The following is a 25,260-nucleotide window of genomic DNA, read 5'->3' as shown; positions in this document are numbered from 1 at the left end:
GCGCCTGCGAGGTGAAGAAGTTGGTCGGGTTGTCGAGGGCCGAGTTGACCTTCTTGCCGGTGGCAAGGCGGTTCTGGGTGGTGGCCATCATGTCGGCGGTGCTCTGCAGCGTCAGCAGGTTCTGGCGCACACCGGCGGAGAGAGTGATGTCGGACATTCGGAAATCCTTTCTGGCTGCCCAAATTTACGCATGGGCCTCGTCCTGAGGCTCGCAGCCAAATTGACCCGGAAACGCTAAATTAAGGTTAACGAGACCTGGCTCGAAATCCGAATTCGCATGCAATTACAGATGGTTTGTTAACCATATCGAAAGGGGCATGAAAAAGGGCGGCGAGTCGAGACCCGCCGCCCTTCGAGAGCGTTTTGCGCCTTTCGGCGAGCTGCGTTCTTAGAGGAGACGCAGCACGGCCTGGTCGGCCTGCGAGGACAGCGACAGCGCCGTGGTGGACAGCGACTGGCGGGTCTGCAGGGCGAGAAGGTTGGCGCCTTCCTCGTTGGTGTCGGCCAGCACCAGGTTGTCGGCACCCGTCTGCAGGGTGTTGATCAGGTCCTTGGTGAAGTCCTTGCGGATCGTGACCGTGTTGAGGTTCGAACCGAAGGTCGAGGCCGTCTCGCGCAGCGTCGTCAGGGCGTTGCTCAGCTTGTCGAGAGCCTGGTTGGCTTCCGTGTCGCTGAGGCTCGACACCTTGGACAGGTTGAGACCCGAGGAGGTCAGGTCCTTGCCTTGGATGGTCAACTCCGACTTGCCGGCCGCGTCGCGCTTCTCGTTGAAGGAGACGGTGAGCTTCGAGGTCGACGAGTTGATCAGGTTGGTGCCGTTGAAGGAGGTGTCCTGCGCGAGCTTGTCGATCTCACCGAGGATGCCGTTGAACTGCGACACCAGCTTCTGGCGGGTGGTCGAGTTCGCAGCCGGGTTGGCCTGGGTGGTGATCGTGAAGCTGTCGGCATCACCGGCGCTGGCGCCATTGGTGAAGGTCACCTGGGTCTCGCCCGGATCCGTGTAGTCGCCGTCGGCCGGGCTGGACAGATCGATCGAGGTGTTGGTGCCGAAGCCGAGCGAGGCGGCCAGCGAGGTCTGCTGGGTGGTCGCCGTGTTGCCGTCGCCGCCCACGTCGACGATCGACAGGCTCAGGGTGTCGGTGTCCGAACCGGAAATCTTGAGCTTGCCGGCATCGGTGACCTCTGCGGTGGCAACGCCGGAGGCGTTGATCACGTCGAGGACGTCCTGAACGGTCGACACCGCGCCCGAACCGTCCGCCTTCTGCGTCGTGCCGACGGTGACTTCGATCTGGGAGACCGCACCGGTCCTGGTATCGGTCGACTGCAGGGTGATCGTGTCGCCGTTGGAGAAGCCGAGGTTGGACAGGGTCTGGCGCTTGGCCTGGTCCTGGATCGATTCGCCCGCAACCGGCGTCAGGCCGTTGGTCGAGATCGAGGAGGAGCTTTCCACCACGGTGCCGGAGCCGGCGGAACCAGCCTGCAGCGCCTGACGGGCGGTCGACTGGGCGCTTTCCACCAGCTTGGTGATGGCCTTGATACCGTTGTCGGCGGCTTCAAGGGTCTTCGTCGCGTTGGAGATGCCGTCGAGCAGGCTGGACAGCTCGTTGGCGCGCGAATTCAGATTCTGCGAGGTGAAGAAGTTGGTCGGGTTGTCGAGGGCCGAGTTGACCTTCTTGCCGGTGGCAAGACGGTTCTGGGTCTGGGCCATCATGTCGGCCGTCTTCTGCAGCGACAGAAGGTTCTGGCGCACGCCAGCGGAGAGAGTAACGCTCATTGGTGTACCTTTCTGGTAACAGGTCGAGCAACGCATCCTCGTTGCCAGGCGAAAGTACCCCGTCGTTCCGGAATCAATTGTAAAAACAATTGGTTAACGTATCTTAGGGTAAACAGCCGGTTACCAGGTCCGCCGGAGGCTCGCATCCTGCGGCAGGAGCTTAAAACTGCTCGCCGAATCATCCCGAAACGGAGATACTGCGAAGGTGCTCGAACAGCCACCGCCGAGGATCCGGTGCCGTCCGCTGCCTCGCAGCGGTTAAGAAACTGCCGCCTGGCGGGGGTAAGGACAGTGAAACCCGCGAACGCGCCGGACCGGCCTGATCGGAACCCGCGTTTGCCGCGAGCCCGAAAAGATCGCGAGATGAGCCTCTTCACATTTGACAAGTGCACGGTGGTCGCCGAGATCGGCATCAATCACAATGGCAGTATCGACCTGGCGCTGGAGATGATCCGCGCCGCGCACCGTGTCGGCTGCGATGCGGTCAAGTTTCAGAAGCGCACCGTCGATGTCGTCTACTCCGCCGAGGAACTGTCGCGGCCGCGCAAGTCGCCCTTGGGCGAGACCAATGGCGACCTGAAGCGGGGGCTCGAATTCGGCCGGGCTGAGTATGAGCGGATTGCCGCGCTCTGCGCCGAACTGGGGATCGTCTGGTATGCCTCGCCCTGGGACGAGGCGGCGGTCGACTTTCTCGTGGCGCTGGACGTTCCCTATCTGAAGATCGCGTCGGCGTCGGTGACCGACCGGGAACTGCTTGTCCATGCCGCCCGCAGCGGGGTGCCGCTGCTGATCTCCACCGGCATGTGCAATCTGAAGATGGTCGAGGCGGCGGTCGAAGCCATCGAGGAGGCCGGCGGCCAGATCGCCTGCCTCTATCACTGCACCTCGACCTATCCGGCGCTTCCCGAGGAGATCAATCTCGCCGGCATCTCCACCCTGCGCGAGCGCTTTCCCCATCTCAAGATCGGCTATTCCGGACACGAGGAGGGCATCCTGCCGAGCATCCTGTCGATCGCCTTCGGCGCGGTGTCGGTGGAGCGCCACTTCACTCTCGACCGCACCATGTGGGGCTCCGACCAGTCGGCCTCCATCGACGTGGCGCAGATGAAGGAGATGATTGCCGGCATTCGCTTGGCCGAGAAGGTTCGCGGCGACGGCGTCATCGATATCTACGCCCGCGAGCGCCCCGTGATGGAGAAGCTGCGGCGCAAGGATACGCTGGCCGCGCTGTGACCGTCCCATCGTGACCCCCGCTCCGTGATCCCCGCCCGCATGCGCCCGCTCTTCGTCCTGCACCTGGCCTCCTTCGTCGGCAATCTCGGCGACAATGCCATGCATGACGGCGAATACCGGACGCGCGCCGCCGATCTTCCGGTTCCTCTGAACCATCGCCCCATCGAGGTGCGGGACTTCATCCACTGGCGCCGGCGCGCGTTTGACGGGGCGTTCGTGGACGAGGCAAACAGCGCGGATCTGGTTGTCATCGGCGGGTTCAGCCTGTTTCAGCTCTGGCGCGAGACCACCTCCTCCGGCACCTATCTGGATGCGGGCCCCGAGCTCTTTGCCGCGATCCGGCGGCCGATCGTGTTCCATGGCCTCGGCGTCGACGCGACGCGCGGCGTCAGTCCGGTGGCGGTGGCGCGGACGCGGGCGTTTCTCGACGATATGCTCGGCTTCGATCACTGCCGGTTCTCGCTGCGCAATGACGGGTCGAGCGACCTGATCCGCGATCATCTGGGCAGCGCTTATGCCGATGCCATGCCGGTGATCCCGGATGGCGGCCTGTTCGCCGAGCCGTCGCCCTGGGCCCATCCCGGCCTGCCGGAGGGGCAGCGCTTTGTCGCCGTCAACCTTGCCGGCGACATGCCGGACAAGCGCTATGCCGGAGACCGCGGCGAAGATCTGACCGACCGCTTCGCGGCCGGAATTGCCGCCGGGATAGAGACGTTGCTCGGCGCCGACGAGACGCTCACCTGCGTCTTCGTGCCCCATATCTACAGCGATTTCGGGCCGATCGGCGCGGTGCTCGCCGCGCTGGACGACAGGTTGCGGCGCGAGCGCATCGTCGTTGCCGCACTGGCGCAAGGGGAGGGCGGCTGGTCGGCCAGTTTCGACCTCTATCGTCGCGCCGCCGCCGTCATCGCCATGCGCTATCATGCGAACCTTGCGTCGATCGGTTTCGGCACGCCGGTCTTCGGCCTCTCCACACACCACAAGATCGCCGGCCAGTTCGGCGCGCTCGGGCTTGCCGACCGTTGCCATGCCTGGGCCGCGGACAGCGATCTCGCGCCTCTTTTCGCCGATGTGGCGCGCGATCTTGCCGATCCCGCCGCAAGCGTCCGGCGCCTTGCGGAGGTGCGTGCCCGCGAGCGGCAGGTGCTCAGGACCCACCATGATGATCTCGCCGGCTGGCTGGCGGCGCGGGTGGAGGGGCGCGCGTGAGTTCGATCATCGACCGCTGCCTGGCACTCTACGGATCGGACGACTACTTCGTGCGCTACCCGGCGCGGGTGTCGGCGGACGAGTACTGGGACGACAAGCGCGATCCGGACGGCCGTCTGCGCGACATCGCCGCCGAGCGGGAGATGCGCAAGGCCGACCTTGCCTATATCGCCGAGGCGGTGAATGCGCGGGCCCCCGGCCGGGTGGTCGATATCGGCTGCGGTCTCGGCGAGTTGCTCGAGCAGATCGACCCACGCCACGAGCGGATCGGCCTCGATCCGTCCGCAAAGGCGGTGGAGATGGCGGCGCAGCGCAGCGGCGCCGCTACCCTTCGCGGCGTGCTGGAGCCCGGCCGTTTCCAGCCTGCGTCCTGCGATGTGATCGTCGCCCATCATGTCATCGAGCATGTCGACGAGCCGGTTGCCTTCGTCCGGCTGGTGGCCGAGGCGCTGCGCACGGGCGGGCTTTTCGTGGTCGGCACGCCCAATTTCGCCAGCGCCGCGGCGCGCCTTTTCGGCGAGCGCTACCGCTTGCTCCACGATCCGACGCATGTCAGCCTCTTCACCGACGACTCGCTGATGCGACTGCTGCGGGACAGCGGCTTCCGCATCGCCTCGGTGGAGTATCCGTTCTTCGGCACGCGCTTTGCCACCCTTGAGGCCTTCGAGCGGATGCAGGACCCGGGAACGGGCGTGTCGCCCGCCTTCTGGGGCTCCTTCGTGACGGTTTTTGCGGAAAAGACATGATGATCTGTGATGCGATCGTGCTGGCGCGTGGCGGTTCGAAAGGGATCCCGCGCAAGAATGTCGTGCCGGTCTTCGGCAAGCCGTTGATTGCCTGGACCATCGAGGCGGCGCAGGCCGCAGGCTTCGTGCGCGACGTCGTCGTCTCGACCGACAGCGAGGAAATCGCGGAGACGGCAAGGGCTTACGGTGCGCGCGTGCCGGTGCTGCGGCCGGACGAATTCGCGACCGACACCTCGCCGGCGGAGGCCTCGCTGCGCCATGCGATCCAGCATATGTGCCGGGCGGACAAGCCGGATGCGATCCTGTTCCCGCAGGTCACTTCGCCGGTGCGGCGCAGGGACACGCTGGCCGATGCCTTCCGGCATTTCACGGACGGGGGCTACGACTCGCTCTTCTCCGCCAGGCTCATCCGCAACTACATCTGGCGCAACCTGCCCGAGCCGCAGCCGCTTTACGATCCGCACAACCGGCTGATGCGCCAGCAGATCCCGGCCGAGGACCGCTATTATCGCGAGACCGGCAACTTCTACCTGTTCCGCACGGACAGTTTCGAGCGGACCGGATGCCGGCTGACGGGACGTATCGGCTTCTGGGAGACCAGCGACGAGGAAGTCGTGGAAATCGACGAGCGCGACGACATCGCCGTCGCGGAACTGATGCTCGAGCGGCTGGAGCGCAATCTCGAGATCCATCCGATCCAGATGTGACGCCCGTCGGGGCGTTCGCGCTATTTGCGCTCCGCCAGCCAGGCCTGCAGATCCGCCGCCAGCCGGGGCACGATGTCGGCCGCGGGCCGTTCCGGGTCGAGCCGCAGGTAGCGCGTCGCCGGGGCCCAGGGCGGGTTGTCCTGACCGAGCAGGATCGTGCCGGTCACCGGGCCGAAGCGCCAGGTCGGCACGCCGAGCGCGCCCGACATGTCGGCGACCGACGTATTGGCCGAGATGACGAGGTCCATGCAGGAGGTCAGCGCCGCCACGGTTTCCAGATCGTCGAAGAGGTCGAGATCGTCCCAGCGATGCAGGGTGAATGAGGCGCGCTCCGACAGTGCCGCGATCTCGGCGCTGCGGTCGGTATAGTCGAGCAGCACGAAGTCGACGCCGTCGGCGCCGAGCAGCGGCAGCAGGTCGGCAAGCTCCAGGTAGGAGCGCCCGCGCTGGCCGACGCGGTTGGCGCTGGTCCAGGACAGGCCGACTTTCGGCCGCGGCCCGCCGAGCGGTGGCCGCTCGCGCAGGGCGGCGACGCGGTCCGGATCGGCGGCGAGCGCCGCGCGCGTGCCGGGAAAGGCGGCGATGTCCGGCCGCAGCAGGGCGGGCAGCCCGCCAAAGGCGCATTGAACGTCGAAATCCTCACGCGGCCGCGCAAAGGCGTTCAGCCCCTCGTTGCTGCGCGGGCGTATCTCCACTTGCGGGAAATTGCGGGCCAGCAGCGGCACTAGTTTGGGGTGGCACTCGACGATCAGCCTCCCGGCCTGCGCGGCCAACTCCTCGAACATCGAGGCGGAGCGCAGCACGTCGCCGATGCCCTGGTCGTCCCAGATCATTAGGGTCTTGCCGGCAAGCGGCTCGCCCTGCCAGGTCGGGCGCGAGAAGCGGCGCTGGATCAGCCCCTTGAGGTTGGCTTCGACGCGGCGCTCGGCAAGCTTCCAGCCGCGCGCGAGATCGCCGCTGGCGAGGCAGGCGAGGCCGAGCGTCATCGCCGTCTCGTGGCGGGCGGGGTCGATGGCCAGCGCCCGCTCCAACTCCTCGACGGCCTCGCCAAAGCGGCCGAGATGGTAGAGCGTCTTGCCGCGCAACAGACGGGCATCGCTGCCGGCGACGCCGCCGAGGGCGAGCGCAAGGTCCGTTTCCACCAGTGCCTGGGCATAGGCGCCGATGCCCCAGAAGGCATTGGCAAGGCTCAGCCTGTAGGTGGCATCCGTCTCGGCATCGAAGGCTTCGGCGCGCTCCTGGAGCAGGGTAAGCGCCTCGCCGGCGCGATGCACCTGGTTCAGCGCGTCCGCAAGGCTGAGCAGCGCAATGCGGTGGGCGGGATCCGAGGACAGGACAAACTGGAAGACACGCACGGCGTCTTCATGCCGGGCGGCGAGGATCAGCGTCTGGCCGAACTCCACCAGCATATCGATGCGCTCGGGCGCTGCCCGCAGGGCCGCATCATAGGCGGCCAGCGCTTCCGGCAGGCGGCCGGCATTGCGCAACACCTGGGCCCGGCGATGGAGCAGGTCGGGATCGGTCGCCCCGCCGGCCTGCGTCTGTTCGGCCAGGGCCAGCAGGCGCGTGGTATCGCCGAGCCGTTCCAGGCAGTCGAGCAGGTTGACCCGGTAGCGCGGCTCCGCAGGGGCAAGGGCTACCGCACGCTCCAGAAGTGCCACGGCCCGTTTCGGATAGCCCTGTTCCAGGAAGCACAGGCCGAGGAGGTTGGTCGCCTCGGCGTTGGTCGGGTCCTGTTTGAGAATCTTCTCGTAGATCGGGCGGGCGCGCGCGGGCTTGCCGTCGCGCTGCAACAGCAGCGCCTTGCGCATCTGGTCCAGGAAGGTCTGGGGAGAGGGCGGCATCCGCAGGGTCCGGGTCGAGGGTGAACGGAGCCCGGACTATAGCCGATTCGGAATCGGGTGGGGCGGAACGGCCCTACCAGGGATCATGTCCCCGATACTGGCAATTTGGACGGGACGCGCCAACGGCACCCCGTCCGCGATCAGAGGTTGCGGCTGAACGCGAGGCCGGTCATGTCCTTCTGGGTGGTCTCGGCAAAGGCGCGGCGCAACCGCAGGAGGGATTCCTCCGGGATCTGCTGCACCACCTCGCCGGTGTCCATGTCGACGGCGCGGAAGACGATGGAGGCGGTGATCTTGTCGCGATATTCCTCGCGCTTGATGTTGCTCTCGGCCTTGGCGAAATCGTTCTCGGCAGCAGGGCGCGGGGCTGTCGTCTCGCTGGTCGGCTGGACGGACTTCTCGGGAGGCAGGTCCGTGGTCGCAGCCGGAGGCGATCCGGCCTCGGTCGGTCTGGGAGTTGCCGGCTGCGGCGTATAGGCCGCGGTCCTGATCGGTGTTGCTTCCATTGCCTTACTCCTTCACCGGACAGACCCGTGAAGGCCACGCGCCCGGGATCACTGTTGCTTTTCGACCATCACGTCTTTCGCTCGTTAACCCTTCTCGGGTCTTCCGATATGCAACTTCGCTCGCCGCACTCAGGGAGAACGACTTGCAGAATATGGCAAGAAGCTTATCGGAAAACTGTGAATCCACTCTTAATGAAATCGTTAGGATTTGCGGCTGAACCGATCTGATCCCGATTCGTTCCAGTGTGGTTAACCGGGGAAGCGCAGAGGACGCAACGGCAACGCCGCCCGGCCTTGGGAGGCGGGCGGCGTCGAGACCTGTCTCTTTTGCGGTGAGCCGCTTGGCCCGGCCCGGAAACGGCCCTACAGCGCGCGGTTGACGGCGATGCCGTCGGCGAGGGCGGGCGCGCGCGGGGCGCTGCCTCCGGGGCCATAGGTTGACGGTCCGCGGGTGCTGGCGGCGCTCTCCGCCACCTTGCGCAGCAGGGTGTCGGCAACCTCGCGAGCGGTCGCCAGCACCGCCAGGTTGATGCGCAGCACCGGCTGGAACTCGGCATGGCGGCGCTTCAGCCGGTCGACGGCTTCGGGCGCGAGATTGCCGAGCGCGACGGTCTGGTCGCGCACGAAGGTCATGCCGCGCATGTAGATGCTGACCAGCTTGGCCTTTTCCGGCTGCAGGTCGCCGGCCGCGTCCAGCTTGCCGAGGCGGACCAGTTCCGTCTCCCGCTCGATCACGGCCAGCAGGTCGCCCATGGCGGCCTCCAGGCGGATGCAGGTTGCCTCGGCGGCCTGGGGATCGGCAATGGCGCCGGAAAAGAATTCGGGGGCAATCTCGGCGAGTTGCTTGGTGTCGAGGCTCATTGTCCGGCCATCTCCTGAAGGGCAAGAAGTTCACGCTGGACCGCGTCGGCGATGCCGATGCCGCCGGCCTTTGCGATGGTGTTGGCGTATTGTTCGACCAGCATGCCGCTCCAGGCCTCGGAGCCGGTCTCGTTGCCCCAGGCGCCGCCCTCCTCAAGGCCGGCGAACATCGTCTGGAACATCGTGTTGAGGAAGACCGCCTCGAACTGCTCGGCATTCTCGCGCATCACGGCGGCAGAATTTGCCGGGTCGGGCGTGGAGGTGCGCGACGCGAAGCGGCCCTGGGCCGAGGCGAGGACGGTGTCGATGCCGGGCAGGCTCATCACATCACCTCGATTTCGGCCTGCAGTGCCCCTGCCGCCTTGATCGCCTGGAGGATGGAGATCATGTCGCGGGGGCCGATGCCAAGGGCGTTGAGACCGTCGACGAGTTGCTGCAGCGTCACGGATTCGCGGACGACGGCGAGCTTGTTGTCGCTGGCATCGTCGACGAGGATGTCCGTCCGCGGTTCGACCGCAGTCTCGCCGTTGGCGAAGGGCAGGGGCTGCACCACTGTCGGGCTTTCGGCGACGGTGATGGTCAGGTTGCCCTGGGCGATGGCGACGGTCGAGACCTTGACGTTCTGTCCCATGACGATGATGCCGGAGTTCTCGTCGATGACGATGCGGGCCGGCAGGTCGGGCTGGATGACCAGTTGCTCGATATCGGTCAGCAGGTCGACGATATTGCCGTTGAACTGGCGCGGCAGGTCGATGCGGACGGTCGCCGGGTCGAGCGGCTCGGCGGTCGGCAGGCCGATCAACTCGTTGACGGCGAGTGCCATGCGCCGGGCGGTGGTCAGGTCCGGATTGCGCAGGGCGAGCCGCAGGCTGGTCAGGGAGGCCAGCTTGAAGTCGATCTCGCGCTCCACCAGCGCGCCGTTGGCGATGCGGCCGGAGGTCGGCACGCCGCGAACGATGGAGGCGGCGTCGCCCTGGGCGGCGAAGCCGCCGATGGCCAGCGGTCCCTGCGCGATGGCATAGACCTCGCCGTCGGCGCCCAGCAGCGGCGTCACCAGCAACGTGCCGCCCTGCAGGCTGTCGGCGTCGCCCAGGGCGCTGACCGAGACGTCGATGCGGGTGCCCTGGGTGGCGAAGGCCGGCAGGTTGGCGGTGACCATCACCGCGGCCACGTTCTGGGTGTTGAGGTTGAAGCCGCGAGTGTTGACGCCGAGGCGCTCCAGCATGGCTTCCAGGCTCTGGCGGGTGAACGGGGCATTGCGCAGGCTGTCGCCGGTGCCGCGCAGGCCGACCACGAGACCGTAGCCGATCAACTGGTTGTCGCGGATGCCTTCGAAGTCGGCGATGTCCTTGATCCGCGAGGCGGCGCTGGCGGGCCCCGCCAGCATCACCACGAGGGCGAGCGTCCACGCCATGCAGAGAACCTGCAGAATGGCAGTGAGGCGGGAGAAGAGGCCGATCAGGGTCATTCTGGTTTGACTCGATTGCGCAACGGGCGACGACGATGGTGTGTCCGCGTTCCGTTATGCGAGCAGCGTGCCAGAATTCGGCGCGGCGACTGAAATTCTCTAATCAATTGTTTTAAAAGCTAAATGTTGAAAACGGCAGGGGGCTCGGCCAAACTCCGTCCACGGATGCGACCTGTCGCCCGGCAGGAATTGCCGGGTCGTTAACGCTTCGTTTACCAACTCGGAAAATTGTGTAGTGTCGAAGTTGCCTCCAGCGGGATCCGGTTTTCGATGATGAGAATCTCAGGCTACACGCCCCTGACGGGCATCGCCGGACGCAACCAGAAGAAGCGCACCGACGGGTCCGGCAGCCAGTTCGACCTCGGCAGTTCGGGGCGGTCGGAAAGTGCCGCCTCCGCCGGTTCGGCCGGCGGCATTGCCGGCATCGATGCGCTGCTCGCGCTCCAGGAGGTGGACGATCCGTTGACCGGCCGACGCCGGGCGATGGCGCGCGGCCACGACATGCTGGACATGCTGGAGGAGATCAAGGTCGACCTGCTCGCCGGGCGCATCTCCCCGGAGCGACTCACCCGGCTGGCCATGTTGCTGGAACGGCGGATCGACAGCGGCAATCCGGCGCTGGAGAAGGTGGTCGACGAGATCGAGCTTCGCGCGAAAGTGGAGCTGGCGAAGCTCGGACTCTACGGCACGTAAACCGCGGGCGGTGCCGCCGGAACAGGCCGGAGTTCTGCCAAAACCGCGGGCAGCCGGCTTAAGTCCATGAAATGCTTCACGGAAATTTGGCGCTATTTTCGACGTCGGCGACATTGTCCATCGGTCGCAGGATCGCTATATTCCGCGCGGCCTAACGGGAGCCGGAGTAGGACATGACGGTTGAGCTGGATGCCGAGTATCGTCCCAGCGAGGACGAGACTTTCATGAACGAGCGTCAGCGCGAGTATTTCCGGAACAAGCTTTTGCGGTGGAAGGAAGAGCTCCTCAAGGAAAGCCGCGAAACGCTCGCAAACCTCCAGGAGGAAAGCCAGAACCATCCTGACATCGCCGACCGGGCGTCTTCCGAGACCGACCGATCGATCGAACTGAGGGCCCGTGACCGTCAGCGCAAGCTGATCGCCAAGATCGACGCGGCCCTGGAGCGGATCGCCGACGGGTCCTACGGCTATTGTGTCGAGACGGGGGAGCCGATCTCCATCAAGCGGTTGGAGGCCCGCCCGATCGCCACCCTGTCGCTGGAGGCGCAGGAAGCGCACGAGCGCCGCGAGAAGGTGTATCGCGACGACTGACCGGTTCTCGGCCGGCACAGACAACCTTTCAGGCCCGGATCCGTCCGGGCCTTTTTCGTATGGGCGGCGGCCCGGTCATCCGCCCGGCATGGTCCGGTTTCATGCCCTGTTAATAGTTTCTATCCGTCTTGATTAAGACTTCGACAAGCGGCGTCGAGTATCGATGACGTAGAGGAAATTCATCCTCGCGCTACAGATCCTCGGTGTCCCATGCTCGACGTCCTTCTGGTTATGGATCAGGAAAAGCCCTTTCCCGCTTTCGGAAATGCGCTCGCCATGGCTCTCAAGGTCGAGCGCGTCTCGCGTGAATCGCTTACTGTCGAGAACGTTGCGTCGGCGCGGGTGATCGTTCTTCACTGCAGCTTGCGCCGGTCCGCCCACATTGCACGCCTTGCCGGGCTGATCGGCGAAGACCGGCGCAAGAACGACACGATTTTCGTTGCGACGGGCAGCGACCGGGCCTGTCAGGTCCAGGCCGAGGCGCTGGGCATCGAGCGGGTGCTGCCGAGCTTCCGCACGCCCGACGACATCCGGGCAGTGGTCAAGGCCATCCTCTGGCGCAATCTGTCGACCCATCTTGCCGGACGCTCGCCCTATATCGCCAAGGCGATCGAGTGCGGCGAGAGGCTGCATCGCGAACTCGGCAGGGCCATGCGGGCCGACCGGCCGCTGCCGCCGGAAGTGATCGGCGCCACGGCGCGGGCGATCTGCGAGGCGACGCGGCGCGACGGGCTCGGCGGCTGGCTGGATGCCGTCCAGTTCCACCACAGCCGCACCTGTCGCCACATGCTCAGCGTCGCCGGCAATGGCAGCGCCTTCGGCCAGCATCTCGGACTGCATGAGAGCGATATCGTGCTGATCGCAGAAGCGTGTCTGCTGCATGACGTCGGCAAGCTGTTCATCCCGATCTCGGTGCTGGAGAAGGACGGGCCGCTGAGCGATACCGAGCGACGGGTGATCAACACCCATCCGGCACGCGGCGCCTTCGCGCTGCAGCGGAGCGGGCGCGACGATATGGAGGTGATCCACGCAGTGCGAGATCACCACGAGTTTCTCGACGGCACCGGCTATCCCAACGGGCTCGGCGCAAGTTGCATCCGCCCGCTGACGCGCATCGTCACCCTTGCGGATATCTACAGTGCGCTGACCGAGGAGCGGGCCTACAAGGCGGCGATGTCGCCGCGTCAGGCCCTGGCGATCATGGGCGAGATGAAAGGCAAGCTGGATGCCCGCCTGTTCACCGCGTTCCGCTCCATGGTGCTGGCGCCGGTGTTCACGACCAAGCGCGGCGGAGAGGGCGAGGAGGGCGGCGTGATGATGCCGTGCCTGCGGGCGGGACGGCATCCGCTCGACCCGGGCGGACGCGAACACGCGGCCTGATCGGTCGGCCGGCTCTTTCTTGCGGCATCCTCCTGTGTTGGCTGGAAGGGACAAGATGCGGCGGGCACGGGTCCGCTGGGGAGCGGGGGGATCCCGTGCCCGCCTGCCGTCCGGTGCCTGGGGAGCGTGGAGCGGCTTGGGGAGGGGAGGGGGTCGCGGCGCTCTTTGGGGAGCCGCGCCGCGAACCGAAGAGGCAGGATCAGAACGGCAGGACGATATCGAGCACCTGGGCGCCGTAGCGCGGCTGCTGGACGTCGGTGATCTGACCGCGGCCGCCATAGCCGATGCGGGCCTCGGCGATCTTCTCGCTTTCGATCGTGTTGTTGGCCGCGATGTCCTCGGGCCGCACCACGCCGGCGACGATCAACTCGCGCACCTCGAAGTTCACCCGCACTTCCTGGCGGCCTTCGATCACCATGTTGCCGTTCGGCAGGATCTGGGTGACGACGGCGGCGACCCGCGTGCGCAGCTTCTCCTCGCGGTCGACCTTGCCGCTGCCCTGGAAGGTCGAGGCGCCCTGGGCCGAGGCCAGGTTGTCCGAGCTCGAGCCGCCGGGCAGCAGGAAGGTGTTGATCGCCGCGCCCACGGCGCCGCCGGTGCCGGAGGAGGAGGAGCCGGTGCGGCTGCGCTGGGTCTTGTTGTCGAACTCCGCCTTGTCGGAAATCGTCACCAGCACGGTGAGAATGTCGCCGATCCGGGCGGCGCGCTGGTCCTTGAAGAAGGCGCGGGCGCCGGACCGCCAGAGCGAATTGGAATTGTAGTGGACCGACTGGGGAGCCGGCATCGGCATCTGCACCGGCCGGTAGCCGGCGGTGGTCGTCGGATCCTGGATGGCGGAGAGCGCCGGGGTCTGGCCGACCTGCGAGAGCTTGTCGGCGGTGCCGCAGGCGGCGGTGGCAAGAGCCAGCGACAGGGTCAGGGCCGGCTTCAAGAGGGACATGCGCGGAGCCATCAGTTCGTCTCCTGGAGCTGTGCAAGGTGCTGCCGCGCGACACTGACCTCGATCTGGTCGCGGGAGCGGACGATCCCGGTCACGGTGCGGCGGGACTGCAGGTTGAGGACGTCGATCAAGTCGCCGGCGGCGCCGTTCGCCATGGCCTGGCCGATGGTGGTCAGCGTCATGCCGCCGGTGTGGTAGACCAGCGTCACCTTGGCGCCGCGCCGCACCAGGAGGGGTGGCTCGACATCGGCGGCGCGCAGCGGCCGGCCGACCTGGAGCGCCTGGCGTGCCGCCTGGCCGATCACCTGCGACGGGTCGGTGATCTGACGGGCGGTGAGGCGGTTGCGGGCGACGCGCTGCGGCTCGATATCGGCGGCGGTGATGACCGTGCCGCGATCGATCGGCCGGGCGGCGACATAGACTTCGACCATTTCCCGGGCAAGGCCGGTCAGGCGGAGGGTGACGGGACCATCGACGGCGCGCACGCGCAAGGTCGCGGCGAGGCGGCCGGAGTGGCGGTCCCAGGCCAGTTCCGAGACGGTGATCGGCTCGATCCGGCCGGCGTCGGCCAGGAGCGGGGCACGCAGCCCCGACACGGCCACTTCCAGCGTGTCGGCATCGAGTTCGGGCTCGCGGGCGAGCAGTTCGTTCCGCACGGCCTCGGCGACCTCGGTCTCGCCGATGGTCAGGGCGAGGCGCTCGACGACGACCTCGAACAGGCCGTCGGTGCCGGCGAGGGCAAAGCCCGCCGTGCGGGCACGCTCGGCCACCAGGCTCGCCCGCACCGTGCCACGGGTGCCCGGATCGGGCGCCCGGAACAGCGGCGTCGCGGCGAGGGCGCCGGCATGGGGATAGAAGTCGCCGATGGTGACGATCGGGCCGGTGACGGCGACTTCCGAGCGCAGAGCACCGGCAGCGGCCGGCAGGGCCGAGGCCAGGGCAAGAGCGGCGGCGAGGAGGAGCTTGGCGAACATCGCGAGGGGCCTTCCGGTCAGCCGGCGCATCAGCGCAGGTTCGAGGTGGTGGCGGACATTTCGTCGGCCGCCTTGATGATGCGCGAGTTCATCTCGTAGGCGCGCTGGGCGGCGATGAGATCGGAGATCTCGCTGACGGCTTCCACATTGGCCATTTCGAGATGCTTCTGCAGCACGTCGCCGAAGCCGGGATCGCCCGGGTTGGCGACGATGGCGGCGCCGCTCGACTCGGTCTCCAGGAACAGGTTGTCGCCGATCGCTTCCAGGCCCGACTTGTTGATGAAGCGGGCGATCTGGATCTGGCCGAGCACCTGCACGGCGTTGTTGGGGTCGAGCACCTGCACCTGGCCGTCGGTGGAGATGGTGATGTCGCGGGCGTCTTCGGGAATGACGATGCCCGGCAGCACCGCATAGCCGTCGATGGTGACGATCTGGCCGTTCGGGTCGCGCTCGAAGGAGCCGTCGCGGGTATAGGCGGTGCCGCCGTCCGGCATCTGGATCTGGAAGAAGCCTTCGCCGCGCACGGCGACATCCAGTTCCTTGTTGGTCTGGCTCAGGTTGCCCTGGCTCATGATGCGGGCGGTCGAGGCGGTCTTGACGCCCGAGCCGATCTGCACGCCGGTCGGCACGATCGTGCCGGTGGCCGAGGAGTTGGTGCCCATGCGGCGCAGGTTCTGGTAGAGCAGGTCCTGGAAGTCGGCGCGCTGGCGCTTGTAGCCGGTGGTGCGCATGTTGGCGACGTTGTTCGAGATGACCTCGACGTTCAGTTCCTGGGCGCGCATGCCGGTCGCGGCGATGTGAAGTGCCTTCATGGTGACTGTTCCTTCTTCCGCTTCGCTCAGGCCTGGACGGAGCCGAGGCGTTCGATTGCCTTGCGCAGCAAGTCGTCGCCGTCAGACAGCATCTTCGACACGGTCGTGTAGTTGCGGGTGATCTCGATCATCCGGGTCATTTCGACGACGCCGGAGACGTTGGATTTCTCGACGGCGCCCTGCAGGACGCGGATGCGCTCGGCGGCTTGCGGCGCCTCGCCGGCGAACAGGTTGTCGCCGATGCGTTCCAGGGCCTGCGGATCCTCGAAGGTGACGACGCGCAGCCGGCCCTTGACGCCGAGTTCGGTGGAAACCGTGCCGTCCTCGGCGATGGTCACGTCGCCGTCTTCGGCTGTGAAGACGAAGGGGCCGCCCTCGCCCAGGACAGGCCGGCCGTCGGCCGTCACCATCTGCCCGGTCGCATCGAGGTGGAAGGCGCCGCTGCGGGTGAAGCGCTCGCCTTCGGGGCCGCCGATGACGAAGAAGCCTTCGCCCTCGATCGCCACGTCGAAGGCGTTCTGCGTCAGCGAGATGGCGCCGGCTCCGAAATCGGAGGAGGCTGCATAGTCGAGGACATAGGAATACGTCCGGTCGCCGCGCTGGAAGGCCGTGGCCTCCGCGACGGGCATCAGATATTCCTCGAAATGCAGCCGCTGGGACTTGAAGCCCGTCGTGTTCATGTTGGCCAGATTGTTGGCCACCACGTTCAACTGGTTGCGAAGGGCTGTCTGGCGTGACAGCCCGATCAGCAGAGAATTCTCCATGGCGTACCGTTCCTGTGCTCCCCAGCGAGCATCCACCCTCCCCAGAGCGGATACCCGTTAACCTTGTTGCAGACATCGTGCCAGTTTTCGTATCTCTGATTTCATTGGGCTTTTTGGTTCGGGGCGGCAGGGTGGGAGGCAGCTTCGTTCCGGCCAATGGTTACCGCCCGGCAAAAATTGCCGCATTTTGCGAGGCGTTAACGGTTCGGTAACCACTCGTTAACCATTGTGACTTTAGAAATTAACTCCACGCGCGGGAGGGCAGCGCAGCGAGGTTGAGTCACAATGACGGCGGATGCGGATGCAGCCGAAACCGGCACCCCGGAAGAAGGGGCCGGCCGGTCCAGGAAGAAACTGCTGATCTTCGGTCTCGCGGGTCTCGTCCTGCTGGCGGCCATCGGCGGCGGGGTCTACTACTTTCTGTTCTCTGGCGGCGGCGAGGAGGCTGCGGTCTCGGGAGGCGCGCAGCGGCCGGTGTCCGAGCAGCGGCCCGCGGTGTTCTTCGATCTGCCGGAGATGACCGTCAACCTGTCGAGCGAGGGCCGGGCCACCTATCTGCGCGTGCGCATCTCGCTGGAGGTGACGAACCGCGAAATGGTGCAGCGGATCGAGCCCTATCTGCCGCGCATCCTGGATGCCTTCCAGGTCTATCTGCGCGAGCTGCGTCCGGCGGATCTCGAGGGTTCTTCCGGTTTGTTCCGACTCAAGGAAGAGTTGTTGCGACGCATCAACACGGCGGTCTATCCGGCGCGCGTCGAAGGCGTTCTCTTCAAGGAAATCCTGGTCCAGTAAGGTCATCCGATGGCTGACGACGACGATCTCGGCAATCTCGACGAGGCATGGGGCGAAGCCCTGGCCGAGCAGATGGAAGGTGACGGCGAGGAAGAGGATCTGGCCGCTGCCTGGGGCGCTGCGCTCGAGGAGCAGGGCGTCGCCGGCGGCGACGACATGGCCGCCCAATGGGCGGCGATGATCGACGACAGCGAGCCGGAGCTGGAAAGCGCCACCCGCGGCGCCGACCGCATTCTCAACCAGGAAGAGATCGACAACCTCCTCGGCTTCAACATCGAGGACACGATCGCCGCCGACCAGAGCGGCATTCGCGCGCTTATCAACTCGGCGATGGTCTCCTACGAGCGTCTGCCGATGCTGGAGATCGTCTTCGACCGGCTGGTCCGGCTGACGACCACCTCCTTGCGCAACTTCACCTCGGACAACGTCGAGGTGTCGCTCGACAGCATTTCCTCGGTGCGCTTCGGCGACTATCTGAACTCGATCCCGCTGCCGGCGATTCTGGGTGTGTTCAAGGCCGAGGAATGGGACGGCTTCGGCCTGTGCACGGTCGAATCGAGCCTGATCTACTCGATCATCGACGTGCTGCTCGGCGGCGGCCGCGGCATGTCGGCGGTGCGCGTCGAGGGGCGGCCCTACACGACGATCGAGAGCAACTTGGTGCGGCGGATGATCGAGATCATCATGCACGACATGGAGCAGGCCTTCTCGCCGCTCTCGCCGGTCCATTTCAACCTGGAGCGCCTGGAGACCAATCCGCGCTTCGCCGCGATCTCGCGCCCGGCCAATGCGGCCATCCTCGTCGAACTGCGGATCGACATGGAGGACCGGGGCGGCAAGATCGAAATCATGATGCCCTATGCCACTCTGGAGCCGATCCGCGATCTGCTCCTGCAGATGTTCATGGGCGAGAAGTTCGGCCGGGACCAGATCTGGGAAGGCCACTTGGCCACCGAGATCTACGCGGCGGAGGTGGATGTCGACGCGGTCCTCTACGAGACCCACATCCCGCTCGGACGGGTGCTGGATCTCAAGGTCGGCGAGACGCTGCTGTTCGACATTTCTCCGAACGACCCGGTCTCGATCAAGTGCGGCGGCATTCCGCTGACGCAAGGAACGATGGGCAAGGACGAGGATTCCATCGCGATCCGCGTCGAGCGCGGGCTGCAGAAGCCCAAGATGACCTTGGCCGCTTTCGAGCGGGCCATGCAGAAGGAAATGGACCCAACATGAGCACGCTCCCTGTCGGACTGATGATCGAGAGCCTCGTTGCCCTGCTGCTGGTGGTGACGATCGGATATTGCGTGGTGCTCAACAAGCGGCTGAAGCGGCTGCGGGCCGACGAGGAGGCGCTGCGCGCGACCATTTCCGAGCTGATCACCGCCTCGGAGATCGCCGAGCGTGCCATTCTCGGGCTGAAGGCGACGGCGGGCGAGGCCGACCGCACCCTCGGCCAGCGCCTTGTCGACGCCGAGCGCCTGTCGCAGGAACTCGCCGCGCATGTCTCGCGCGGCAACACCGTGCTGGAGCGCATCACCCAGATCACCGAGGCCGCCCGTGCGGTCCCGCAGGCGCCGGCTCCGGCCGCCGCCATGGCTGCTCCGGTCGCCGAACCGGCGCCGGCGGCCGCGGCCCGTCCGTCGGCCATGCGTGCCAGCGACATCCGGTCCGCCGCGATGGAGGCGACCGCCCGGCTTGAACTGTTCCGCAAGCGTGCCGCGGAGCAGGCTGCGTGACAAACCTGCGCCTGATCCCCGTTCTCGTCCTGGCGGCCAGCGCGCTTCTCGCGCTGAAGCTGCTGGGGCTCGCCATCGAGGGCGGCACGTCCGTCACCGCCGGCGTGAGCGTGGCGATGGCGCAGCAGCCTACCGATCCTGCAACTGGCACCGCCGGGACAGGGGATGCAGGCGCTTCCGACGGGCCCTCCACCGAGGGCAATGAGGAGGCGCCGCCGCCGCCCGGTGTCGGCGGCCTCGAGCTCGGCGGCTCCATTGCCGAACGCAAGGTGCTGGAGTCGCTCAGCGATCGCCGCCGCGAGTTGGACAACCGCGAGAAGCAGTTCGAGTTGCGCCAGCAGCTCATGAAGGCGACCGAGGATCGCCTGCAGCAGAAGGTCGAGGAGATCTCGGCGATCGAGGAGCGGATCCGCGGCTTGCAGGAGAAGGAGGAGAAGAAGCGCGAGGAGGAGATGAAGGACCTGGTGGTCATGTACGAGTCGATGAAGGCGAAGGATGCGGCGCGCATCTTCGATCGGCTCGACCTCGACATCCTCGTGCGTGTCGCCCGCCAGATGAACCCGCGCAAGATGGCCGACATCATGGGGCGCATGTCGCCGGAGGCGAGCGAGCGGCTGACGGTGGCCCTCGTGACCGGACGCAAACCGGAAGAGGCCGCCGCCGTCGTCGCGCCGGACCTGCCGAAGATCATGGGCAATTGATGCGGAGCGGGCGTCCCGTCGTTCCCCGGCGGGAATGCCAGGGAATCCGGGAGGTCGGTTAAACGCAGCGTTAAGCGGCGGCCGCTAGACTGGATGCTTGGTCGAAAGGTTCAGGGGAGCCCGGTGAGGCAGGACGGCTCGAAAAGACGCATGCTTCAGGTCGCCGCCGCGCGGATCACGGCGGCGTTTCTTGCGTTTGCCCTGCTGTTTTCTGGCGTTTTCGCCGCTCTTGCCGTCGTCGCCCCGTCCGCCCATGCCGAGCCGCTGCAGGCGGATCTGCGGGCCTCTCAGCAGGATGGCTATGGCCGGATCGTCCTGACCTTCCGCGATCTCACGCTGCTGCCCGAATATGATGCGATCGCCTCCAACGGCGTTCTGCGCATCCGCTTCCGCGAGGAGGTGATGACCAGTGTCGACAGCGTCCCGATCGACATGCCGAACTTCATCTCCATCGCCCGCCGGGATCCGGACGGTTCGGCGCTGCGCTTCGCGCTGATGGGCGACTTCCGGATCAACACGATGGAGGCGGGAGAGAAGCTCTTCATCGATCTTCTGCCGCAGAACTGGCAAGGCATGCCGCCGGGCCTGCCCGACGAGGTGGTGCAGGACCTGGCCCGTCGTGCCGAGGAGGCGATCCGCCGCGCCCGGGCCCTGGAACAGGCACGCCTGAAGGGACAGGAAGAACCCAAGGTCGAGCTCTTCGTCGGCACCCATCCGACCTTCACCCGGCTCGCCTTCGAGTGGAACCTGAACTTCGATTCGGCCTTCGTGCGCGAAGGCGACATGATCAAGGTGACGTTCAGCTACGATGTCCCGCTCGACCTGTCGATGCTGCGCGCCGATCTGCCCCCCGGCGTGGTGGATGCAACGGCCTTCAGCGACGAGGGGCGGCTGAAATTCCTGCTGCGGATACAGCCGGACGTGGATATCCGGGCCTTTCGCGAGGACAATTTCTACATCGTCGACGTCACGCCGCGCAGCATGGCACAGGACCCCGTCAATGCCGCCATCGGCGAGGCTCTGACGGCGGGGGACGACATTCCGGCCACCGCCAGGGAATTGGTGATGGCGTCCGGCGTCTCCGGTGCGGCGCAGCCGAGCCCCGAAGCCATCTCTCCGGAAAGCGCCGCGCCGGCGCAAGTGCCGGTAGAGCAGGCGTCGGCGTCGCCGGCGGAGCCGGATGAGCCGGGCACACCGCTTCCGCGTGCCAAGCCGGGATCGGATGAGGCGGCTCCGCAGGCCTTGCCCCAAACGACACCGGCCGTTCAGGCGAGCGATGAGGCGCCGACCGACGCGCCGGCATCCGCCCCGACCCGGCCCGCCGAGGCCGTGCCCGCTTCGCCGGAGCCGCCGGCCGCAGCCGCATCGACGGCTGCCGTGGCGCCTCGGCCCGAGGCCGCCGGGGGACCGGCGACGCAGGACGGACTGCCGGCGGAGATCGATCTCAGCGGTCTTGCCGTCGACCGGCCGTCCGGTTCGGCCGACGAAGTCGCCTCTCCGGAAATGCCGCCGGCCGGCTATGGCGATGAGACCCGCCGCTTCGTCGTTGCCGAGGCGCGCCGTATCGGCGAGGCGGTGCGCGTGGTGTTTCCCTTCTCCACCCCGGTCGCCTCGTCCGTGTTCCGCCGCTACCGCAGCCTTTATCTCGTCTTCGACACCGCCGATCCGGTGGACATTCGCGGCATGCGCTCGGTGCTTGCGGACCGGGTGGAAGCGGTGGAGGTGATCGCCCATGCCGACTGGCAGGTGATCCGCATCGATCTGATGCGCGACGCGCTGGCCAGTATCGGCATCGACGGCAGCGCCTGGGTCATGACCATCGGCGAGATGATCCTCGAACCGTCCCGGCCCCTGACGCTGCAACGCAGCCAGAGCAGCGATGGCGGCACGGTCATCACCATCCCCTTCCAGGGGCCGGCCAATGTTCGCGAAGTGGTCGATCCCTTCGCCGGCGACAAGATGACGGTGGTCACCGGCTTCGCGCCGGCGCGCGGTCTGTTGAAGCCGCAGAGCTTCGCCGAATTCGACGCGTTGATGTCGGCCCATGGCGTTGCCGTGCTCGGCAAGGCGGACGACCTTGAGATCAAGCTGCTTGGCGATGCGATCCTGCTGCAGCGGCCGCGGGGCCTGGCGGTGTCCAACGGCAACCTGACGAGGGGATCGACGATCCTGCCGCCGGTGATCGATCCCTCGACGCCGGGGCAGGTCGACCTCGGCAATCTGATGAGCAGCGGAACGAGGGACTTTCTCCAGAAGATCAAGGGCATGGAATACACCATCGCCAACACGCCGGAGGAGGAGCGGCGGGGACCGCGGATGGAGCTGTCGCGCTTCTATCTCGCCCATGGTTTCGCCCATGAGGCGCTGGGCTTGATGCGGCTTGCCTCGCTCGACGATCCGGCCCTGGCCCGCGATCCGGCCTTCAACCTGATGATGGGAGCGGCCCAGACCCTTGCGGCCCGGCCGCGGGAGGCGCTCGACTATCTCGGACGGACGGAGCTTCTCAACAATCCCCATGCGGCCGTCTGGCGCACCATTGCCTCTGCCGAACGGCGCAACTGGAGCGAGGCGCGGGACAACCAGCCGCGCGGCCAGGCCGTTGTCGGCGGCTATCCGGCGGCGGTGCAGATCGCCTTTCATCTGGCTGCGGCCGAGACCCTGGTCGAGGTCAGCGATTACGGGCAGGCGGCGGCGATCCTCTCCGAGATCGACCCGAGCCTTGCCTCGGCCCGGCAGGCGGCGCGCTATGACATCATCCGCGGCCAGATCGCCGACGCTTCCGGGCGCTCCCGCGAGGCGCTGACCGCCTTCGATCTGGTTCAGCGCTCGATGGAACGCCCGCTGGCGGCGGAAGCCGCCTATCGCGCCTTGCGGGTTCGCCATCGCGACGGCGAGGTCACCACGGAGGAGGCGATCGACCAGTTGGCGGGGCTTGCCGCATCCTGGCGCGGCGACGAGACCGAGTTGAAGACCCTGCGCTTCCTGGCTCAGCTTCAGGCCCAGGCGGGCGAATATCGCGGCGCCTTCGAGGCGATGCAATCGGCGATCCAGGCCAATGCGGATGCGGAGACCACGCGCCTGTTGCAGGACGAGATGGGGGCGGTTTTCGCCAACCTGTTCCTCAATGGCGAGGCGGACCGGATGGATCCGGTGAGGGCGCTGGCGCTGTTCTACGATTTCCGCGAGATGACGCCGGTCGGCCGACGCGGCGACGAGATGGTGCGCCGGCTGGCGGGCCGGCTCGTCGATATGGACCTGCTCGACCAGGCATCGGAACTGCTGCGCCACCAGGTGGACCATCGCCTGAAGGGCGCCGCCCGCGCCCAGATCGCCGCCGACCTCGGCGTCGTCTACCTGATGGATCGCAAGCCGGAACAGGCGCTCAGGGTGCTCACCCGCACCCGTCAGGCGAAGCTGCCGCGCGAGCTGGAGCGCCAGCGCAACATGGTCGAGGCGCGCGCGCTGACCGAAAGCGGCCGCCCGGATCTGGCGCTGGAGATCGTCCGCAACATGCGCGGCGAGGATGTCGAGCGGCTGAAGGCCGACACGTTGTGGGCGGCGCAGAGTTGGCGCGAGGCGGGCGAGCAGCTCGAGGCGCTGGTGGGCGGCCGCTGGTCGGACCCGGTGCCGCTCGCCGACCAGGAGCGCACCGACATTCTGCGCGCGGCGATGGGCTATTCGCTCGCCGACGACGATTTCAGCCTGTCGCGGCTGAAAGCCAAGTTCTCCGGCAAGATGAGCGACAGCCCCAGCGCCGCCGCCTTCGACATCGTGACCCGGCCGGTGGGGAGCCGCGGGGTCGAGTTCATGTCGGTGCTCGACAGCCTGCAGAGCGTCGACTCGCTCGACATCTTCCTGGCCGAGTATCGCCGCAAATACCTGCAGCCGGCGCTGGACGGGGCATCCGATACCGAAGAGCCGGAGCTCCCGATGTCGGAGCTTGACGACGCGCCGGACAGACAGCGCACGGCCGCGCGCGGCGATGACGCGGAGCCGGCGGCGGAAATGGCCGAGAGCGCGGTCGGCGACGCCGGTTAGCGGTAGCGCCTTTCCCTTCCCGGCCCGGCCCGGTGCGGTGGCGGGACGGGGTCAGCCGCTGGAGAAACTCTGCACCAGGCTGCCGGCGATCAGGTTCCATCCGTCGACCAGGACGAAAAAGATCAGCTTGAAGGGAAGCGAGATCACCACGGGCGGCAGCATCATCATGCCCATCGACATCAGCACCGAGGCGATGACCAGGTCGATGATCAGGAACGGCAGGTAGAGCAGGAAGCCGATCTCGAAGGCGCGGCGCAACTCGCTGATCATGAAGGCCGGCACCAGCACCCGCATGCTGATGTCCTCGGGCGTCTCCGGCGCCTCCTGTCCCGACAGTTCGGTGAACAGCGCCAGGTCCTTCTCCCGCACATTGGCACGCATGAAGGCGTGGAACGGCCGGGCGCCGCGCTCATAGGCTTCCGTGAGTTCGATATTGCCCTCGACCAGCGGCTGGACGCCCTCGTTGTAGGCGGCCTCGAAGGTCGGCGCCATGATGAACAGGGTCAGGAACAGGGCAAGCGAGGTCATCACCGCATTGGGCGGCGCCGTCTGCAGGCCGATCGCCGAGCGCAGCAGCGACAGCACCACGACGATGCGGGTAAAGCTGGTCACCATGACGAGGATCGACGGCGCCAGGCTCAGCACCGTCAGCAGCGCGACCAACTGGACCGCGCGCTCGGTCAGCCCGGCGCCTTCGCCAAAGCCGATGGTGATGTCCTGAGCGCTCGCGTCGGTGACCAGCGCGAGCATGGCGAGACAGGCGAGGACCGCGACCGACGTCTTGCGGAGGGGCAGGACGGCGTGCCGGGCCTTCGTCATGTGCGCGGCACCATCATTTGCGCGGTCCGCCGATCTCGCTCAGGAGCCGCGCCATCTCTTCCTCGATGGCATCCATCGTCACCGAGCCGGCATCCTTGTCGGCCTTCTTTTCCGCCTTCGGGCTGTCGTCGCCGCTCCCGGCCTCGGGCTCGTCCGCTGCGGCCGGCGCAGCCACCTTGATCTCGGGAGCGGCCGTCGCCGGCTTCGGCGCCTCGTCAACGGCCGGCGGTGCTGCCGGTTCGGCCTTGGGAGCGGCTGCCACGGGGGCGGTGGCGGCGGGGGCGGCGGCGCGGGGTCCGACATCGCTGCGCGGCTCGCTGCGTTCGCTGGCGGGGCTGCCGCGCGACTGGCCGAGTTCGGCGAGCAGCGCGTCTTCCAGCGAGGCAAGATCCGGCTGGACACGGCTTGCGGCGGGTGCCGGCGCTTCGGGCTTGATCTCGGCCTTCGCTTCCGGCTCGGGCTGCTTGACCTCGACCTTCGGCGCCGCGGGCGCGCTCGCGGACGAGGCCGCGGTGGCGGCATCGGCGACCGCCCCGGCGACAACGCCGGACAGGTCGCCGCGCGGCGCCGGCTTCTCGGCGGTCTCGGTGAACTGCGGGAAAGCCGTGCGCGCATTGGCGGCCGGGCCGGACGACGGCGGCGTCACGTTGCGGCGGATCGGCGGGGGCGGCCG

General features: G+C 67.0%; 23 protein-coding genes and 1 pseudogene. 12 read left to right on the top strand and 12 right to left on the bottom strand.

Annotated features, from left to right (window positions below):
• Positions 1-388: 388 nt before the first annotated feature.
• A complete protein-coding gene (locus TSB10P1A_RS13815; protein WP_186388528.1) occupies positions 389-1,774 on the bottom strand; it encodes a flagellin in 1,386 nt (461 codons plus the stop codon).
• A gap of 363 nt (positions 1,775-2,137) precedes the next feature.
• Between TSB10P1A_RS13815 and TSB10P1A_RS13810 the strand changes: the two genes are divergently transcribed.
• Genes TSB10P1A_RS13810 through TSB10P1A_RS13795 form a run of 4 tightly spaced genes read left to right on the top strand, consistent with a single transcriptional unit; the run spans position 2,138 to position 5,669 of the window.
• Positions 2,138-3,007, top strand: a complete 870-nt coding sequence (locus TSB10P1A_RS13810) for an N-acetylneuraminate synthase family protein (protein WP_186388527.1) — start codon at positions 2,138-2,140, stop codon at positions 3,005-3,007.
• A 39-nt stretch (positions 3,008-3,046) separates the two neighbouring features.
• Positions 3,047-4,216: a polysaccharide pyruvyl transferase family protein gene (locus tag TSB10P1A_RS13805; RefSeq protein ID WP_186388526.1), complete on the top strand. Its 1,170-nt coding sequence runs from the start codon at positions 3,047-3,049 to the stop codon at positions 4,214-4,216.
• Positions 4,213-4,962: a bifunctional 2-polyprenyl-6-hydroxyphenol methylase/3-demethylubiquinol 3-O-methyltransferase UbiG gene (locus tag TSB10P1A_RS13800; RefSeq protein ID WP_186388525.1), complete on the top strand. Its 750-nt coding sequence runs from the start codon at positions 4,213-4,215 to the stop codon at positions 4,960-4,962. Before TSB10P1A_RS13805 ends, TSB10P1A_RS13800 begins: the two co-directional genes overlap by 4 nt.
• Entirely contained in the window at positions 4,959-5,669 is a 711-nt protein-coding gene (locus TSB10P1A_RS13795) for a cytidylyltransferase domain-containing protein (protein ID WP_186388524.1), read from the top strand. Before TSB10P1A_RS13800 ends, TSB10P1A_RS13795 begins: the two co-directional genes overlap by 4 nt.
• Positions 5,670-5,689: 20 nt before the next feature.
• Here the strand turns inward: TSB10P1A_RS13795 and TSB10P1A_RS13790 are convergent, their stop codons facing one another.
• The 5 genes from TSB10P1A_RS13790 to TSB10P1A_RS13770 all read right to left on the bottom strand — a co-directional run bounded on the left by TSB10P1A_RS13790 (position 5,690) and on the right by TSB10P1A_RS13770 (position 10,294).
• A complete protein-coding gene (locus TSB10P1A_RS13790; RefSeq protein ID WP_186388523.1) occupies positions 5,690-7,513 on the bottom strand; it encodes a tetratricopeptide repeat protein in 1,824 nt (607 codons plus the stop codon).
• 140 nt (positions 7,514-7,653) lie between these two features.
• On the bottom strand, positions 7,654-8,019 hold the full coding sequence (locus TSB10P1A_RS13785) for a hypothetical protein (RefSeq protein ID WP_186388522.1): 366 nt from the start codon (positions 8,017-8,019) through the stop codon (positions 7,654-7,656).
• A gap of 363 nt (positions 8,020-8,382) precedes the next feature.
• Positions 8,383-8,880 (bottom strand): hypothetical protein, encoded by a 498-nt coding sequence (locus tag TSB10P1A_RS13780; protein WP_208985337.1) that lies wholly within the window; start codon positions 8,878-8,880, stop codon positions 8,383-8,385.
• On the bottom strand, positions 8,877-9,203 hold the full coding sequence (locus TSB10P1A_RS13775) for a rod-binding protein (protein WP_186388521.1): 327 nt from the start codon (positions 9,201-9,203) through the stop codon (positions 8,877-8,879). The genes TSB10P1A_RS13780 and TSB10P1A_RS13775 overlap by 4 nt, the downstream gene beginning before the upstream one ends.
• Complete coding sequence (locus tag TSB10P1A_RS13770) at positions 9,203-10,294, bottom strand: flagellar basal body P-ring protein FlgI (protein WP_244293119.1); 1,092 nt, start codon at positions 10,292-10,294, stop codon at positions 9,203-9,205. Before TSB10P1A_RS13770 ends, TSB10P1A_RS13775 begins: the two co-directional genes overlap by 1 nt.
• Positions 10,295-10,618: 324 nt before the next feature.
• Between TSB10P1A_RS13770 and TSB10P1A_RS13765 the strand changes: the two genes are divergently transcribed.
• The 3 genes from TSB10P1A_RS13765 (at position 10,619) to TSB10P1A_RS13755 (ending at position 13,011) form a co-directional block, all read left to right on the top strand.
• Positions 10,619-11,041: a flagellar assembly protein FliX gene (locus TSB10P1A_RS13765; protein WP_208985336.1), complete on the top strand. Its 423-nt coding sequence runs from the start codon at positions 10,619-10,621 to the stop codon at positions 11,039-11,041.
• Between the two features lie 173 nt (positions 11,042-11,214).
• A complete protein-coding gene (dksA, locus tag TSB10P1A_RS13760) occupies positions 11,215-11,631 on the top strand; it encodes an RNA polymerase-binding protein DksA (protein WP_186388519.1) in 417 nt (138 codons plus the stop codon).
• Between the two features lie 210 nt (positions 11,632-11,841).
• Positions 11,842-13,011 (top strand): HD-GYP domain-containing protein, encoded by a 1,170-nt coding sequence (locus TSB10P1A_RS13755; protein ID WP_186388518.1) that lies wholly within the window; start codon positions 11,842-11,844, stop codon positions 13,009-13,011.
• A 199-nt stretch (positions 13,012-13,210) separates the two neighbouring features.
• Here the strand turns inward: TSB10P1A_RS13755 and flgH are convergent, their stop codons facing one another.
• Genes flgH through flgF form a run of 4 tightly spaced genes read right to left on the bottom strand, consistent with a single transcriptional unit; the run spans position 13,211 to position 16,501 of the window.
• Positions 13,211-13,963 (bottom strand): flagellar basal body L-ring protein FlgH, encoded by a 753-nt coding sequence (flgH, locus tag TSB10P1A_RS13750; RefSeq protein ID WP_186388517.1) that lies wholly within the window; start codon positions 13,961-13,963, stop codon positions 13,211-13,213.
• Entirely contained in the window at positions 13,963-14,925 is a 963-nt protein-coding gene (flgA, locus tag TSB10P1A_RS13745) for a flagellar basal body P-ring formation chaperone FlgA (RefSeq protein ID WP_186388516.1), read from the bottom strand. Before flgA ends, flgH begins: the two co-directional genes overlap by 1 nt.
• Positions 14,926-14,954: 29 nt before the next feature.
• Positions 14,955-15,737, bottom strand: coding sequence for a flagellar basal-body rod protein FlgG (flgG, locus tag TSB10P1A_RS13740; protein WP_186388515.1), 783 nt, complete (start codon positions 15,735-15,737; stop codon positions 14,955-14,957).
• Between the two features lie 26 nt (positions 15,738-15,763).
• A complete protein-coding gene (gene flgF / locus TSB10P1A_RS13735) occupies positions 15,764-16,501 on the bottom strand; it encodes a flagellar basal-body rod protein FlgF (RefSeq protein WP_186388514.1) in 738 nt (245 codons plus the stop codon).
• 285 nt (positions 16,502-16,786) lie between these two features.
• Between flgF and TSB10P1A_RS13730 the strand changes: the two genes are divergently transcribed.
• The 5 genes from TSB10P1A_RS13730 (at position 16,787) to TSB10P1A_RS13710 (ending at position 23,768) form a co-directional block, all read left to right on the top strand.
• On the top strand, positions 16,787-17,293 hold the full coding sequence (locus TSB10P1A_RS13730; protein WP_186388513.1) for a flagellar basal body-associated FliL family protein: 507 nt from the start codon (positions 16,787-16,789) through the stop codon (positions 17,291-17,293).
• A gap of 9 nt (positions 17,294-17,302) precedes the next feature.
• A complete protein-coding gene (gene fliM / locus TSB10P1A_RS13725) occupies positions 17,303-18,526 on the top strand; it encodes a flagellar motor switch protein FliM (RefSeq protein ID WP_186388512.1) in 1,224 nt (407 codons plus the stop codon).
• Entirely contained in the window at positions 18,523-19,029 is a 507-nt protein-coding gene (locus TSB10P1A_RS13720; RefSeq protein WP_186388511.1) for a DUF6468 domain-containing protein, read from the top strand. Before fliM ends, TSB10P1A_RS13720 begins: the two co-directional genes overlap by 4 nt.
• Complete coding sequence (locus TSB10P1A_RS13715; RefSeq protein WP_186388510.1) at positions 19,026-19,730, top strand: MotE family protein; 705 nt, start codon at positions 19,026-19,028, stop codon at positions 19,728-19,730. Before TSB10P1A_RS13720 ends, TSB10P1A_RS13715 begins: the two co-directional genes overlap by 4 nt.
• A gap of 150 nt (positions 19,731-19,880) precedes the next feature.
• Complete coding sequence (locus TSB10P1A_RS13710) at positions 19,881-23,768, top strand: hypothetical protein (RefSeq protein ID WP_186388509.1); 3,888 nt, start codon at positions 19,881-19,883, stop codon at positions 23,766-23,768.
• Between the two features lie 51 nt (positions 23,769-23,819).
• Here TSB10P1A_RS13710 and fliP read toward each other — a convergent pair whose 3' ends face one another.
• A complete protein-coding gene (gene fliP, locus TSB10P1A_RS13705; RefSeq protein ID WP_186388508.1) occupies positions 23,820-24,587 on the bottom strand; it encodes a flagellar type III secretion system pore protein FliP in 768 nt (255 codons plus the stop codon).
• Positions 24,588-24,600: 13 nt separating this feature from the next.
• A pseudogene (locus tag TSB10P1A_RS13700) lies at positions 24,601-25,260 on the bottom strand (hypothetical protein); the annotation flags it as partial.

Origin of the sequence: Stappia sp. TSB10P1A (assembly GCF_900185725.1) — a bacterium.
Taxonomy (GTDB): Bacteria; Pseudomonadota; Alphaproteobacteria; order Rhizobiales; family Stappiaceae; genus Stappia.
The sequence above is the reverse complement of the archived record's forward strand: the minus strand, read 5'-3'. Positions and strand labels throughout refer to the sequence as shown.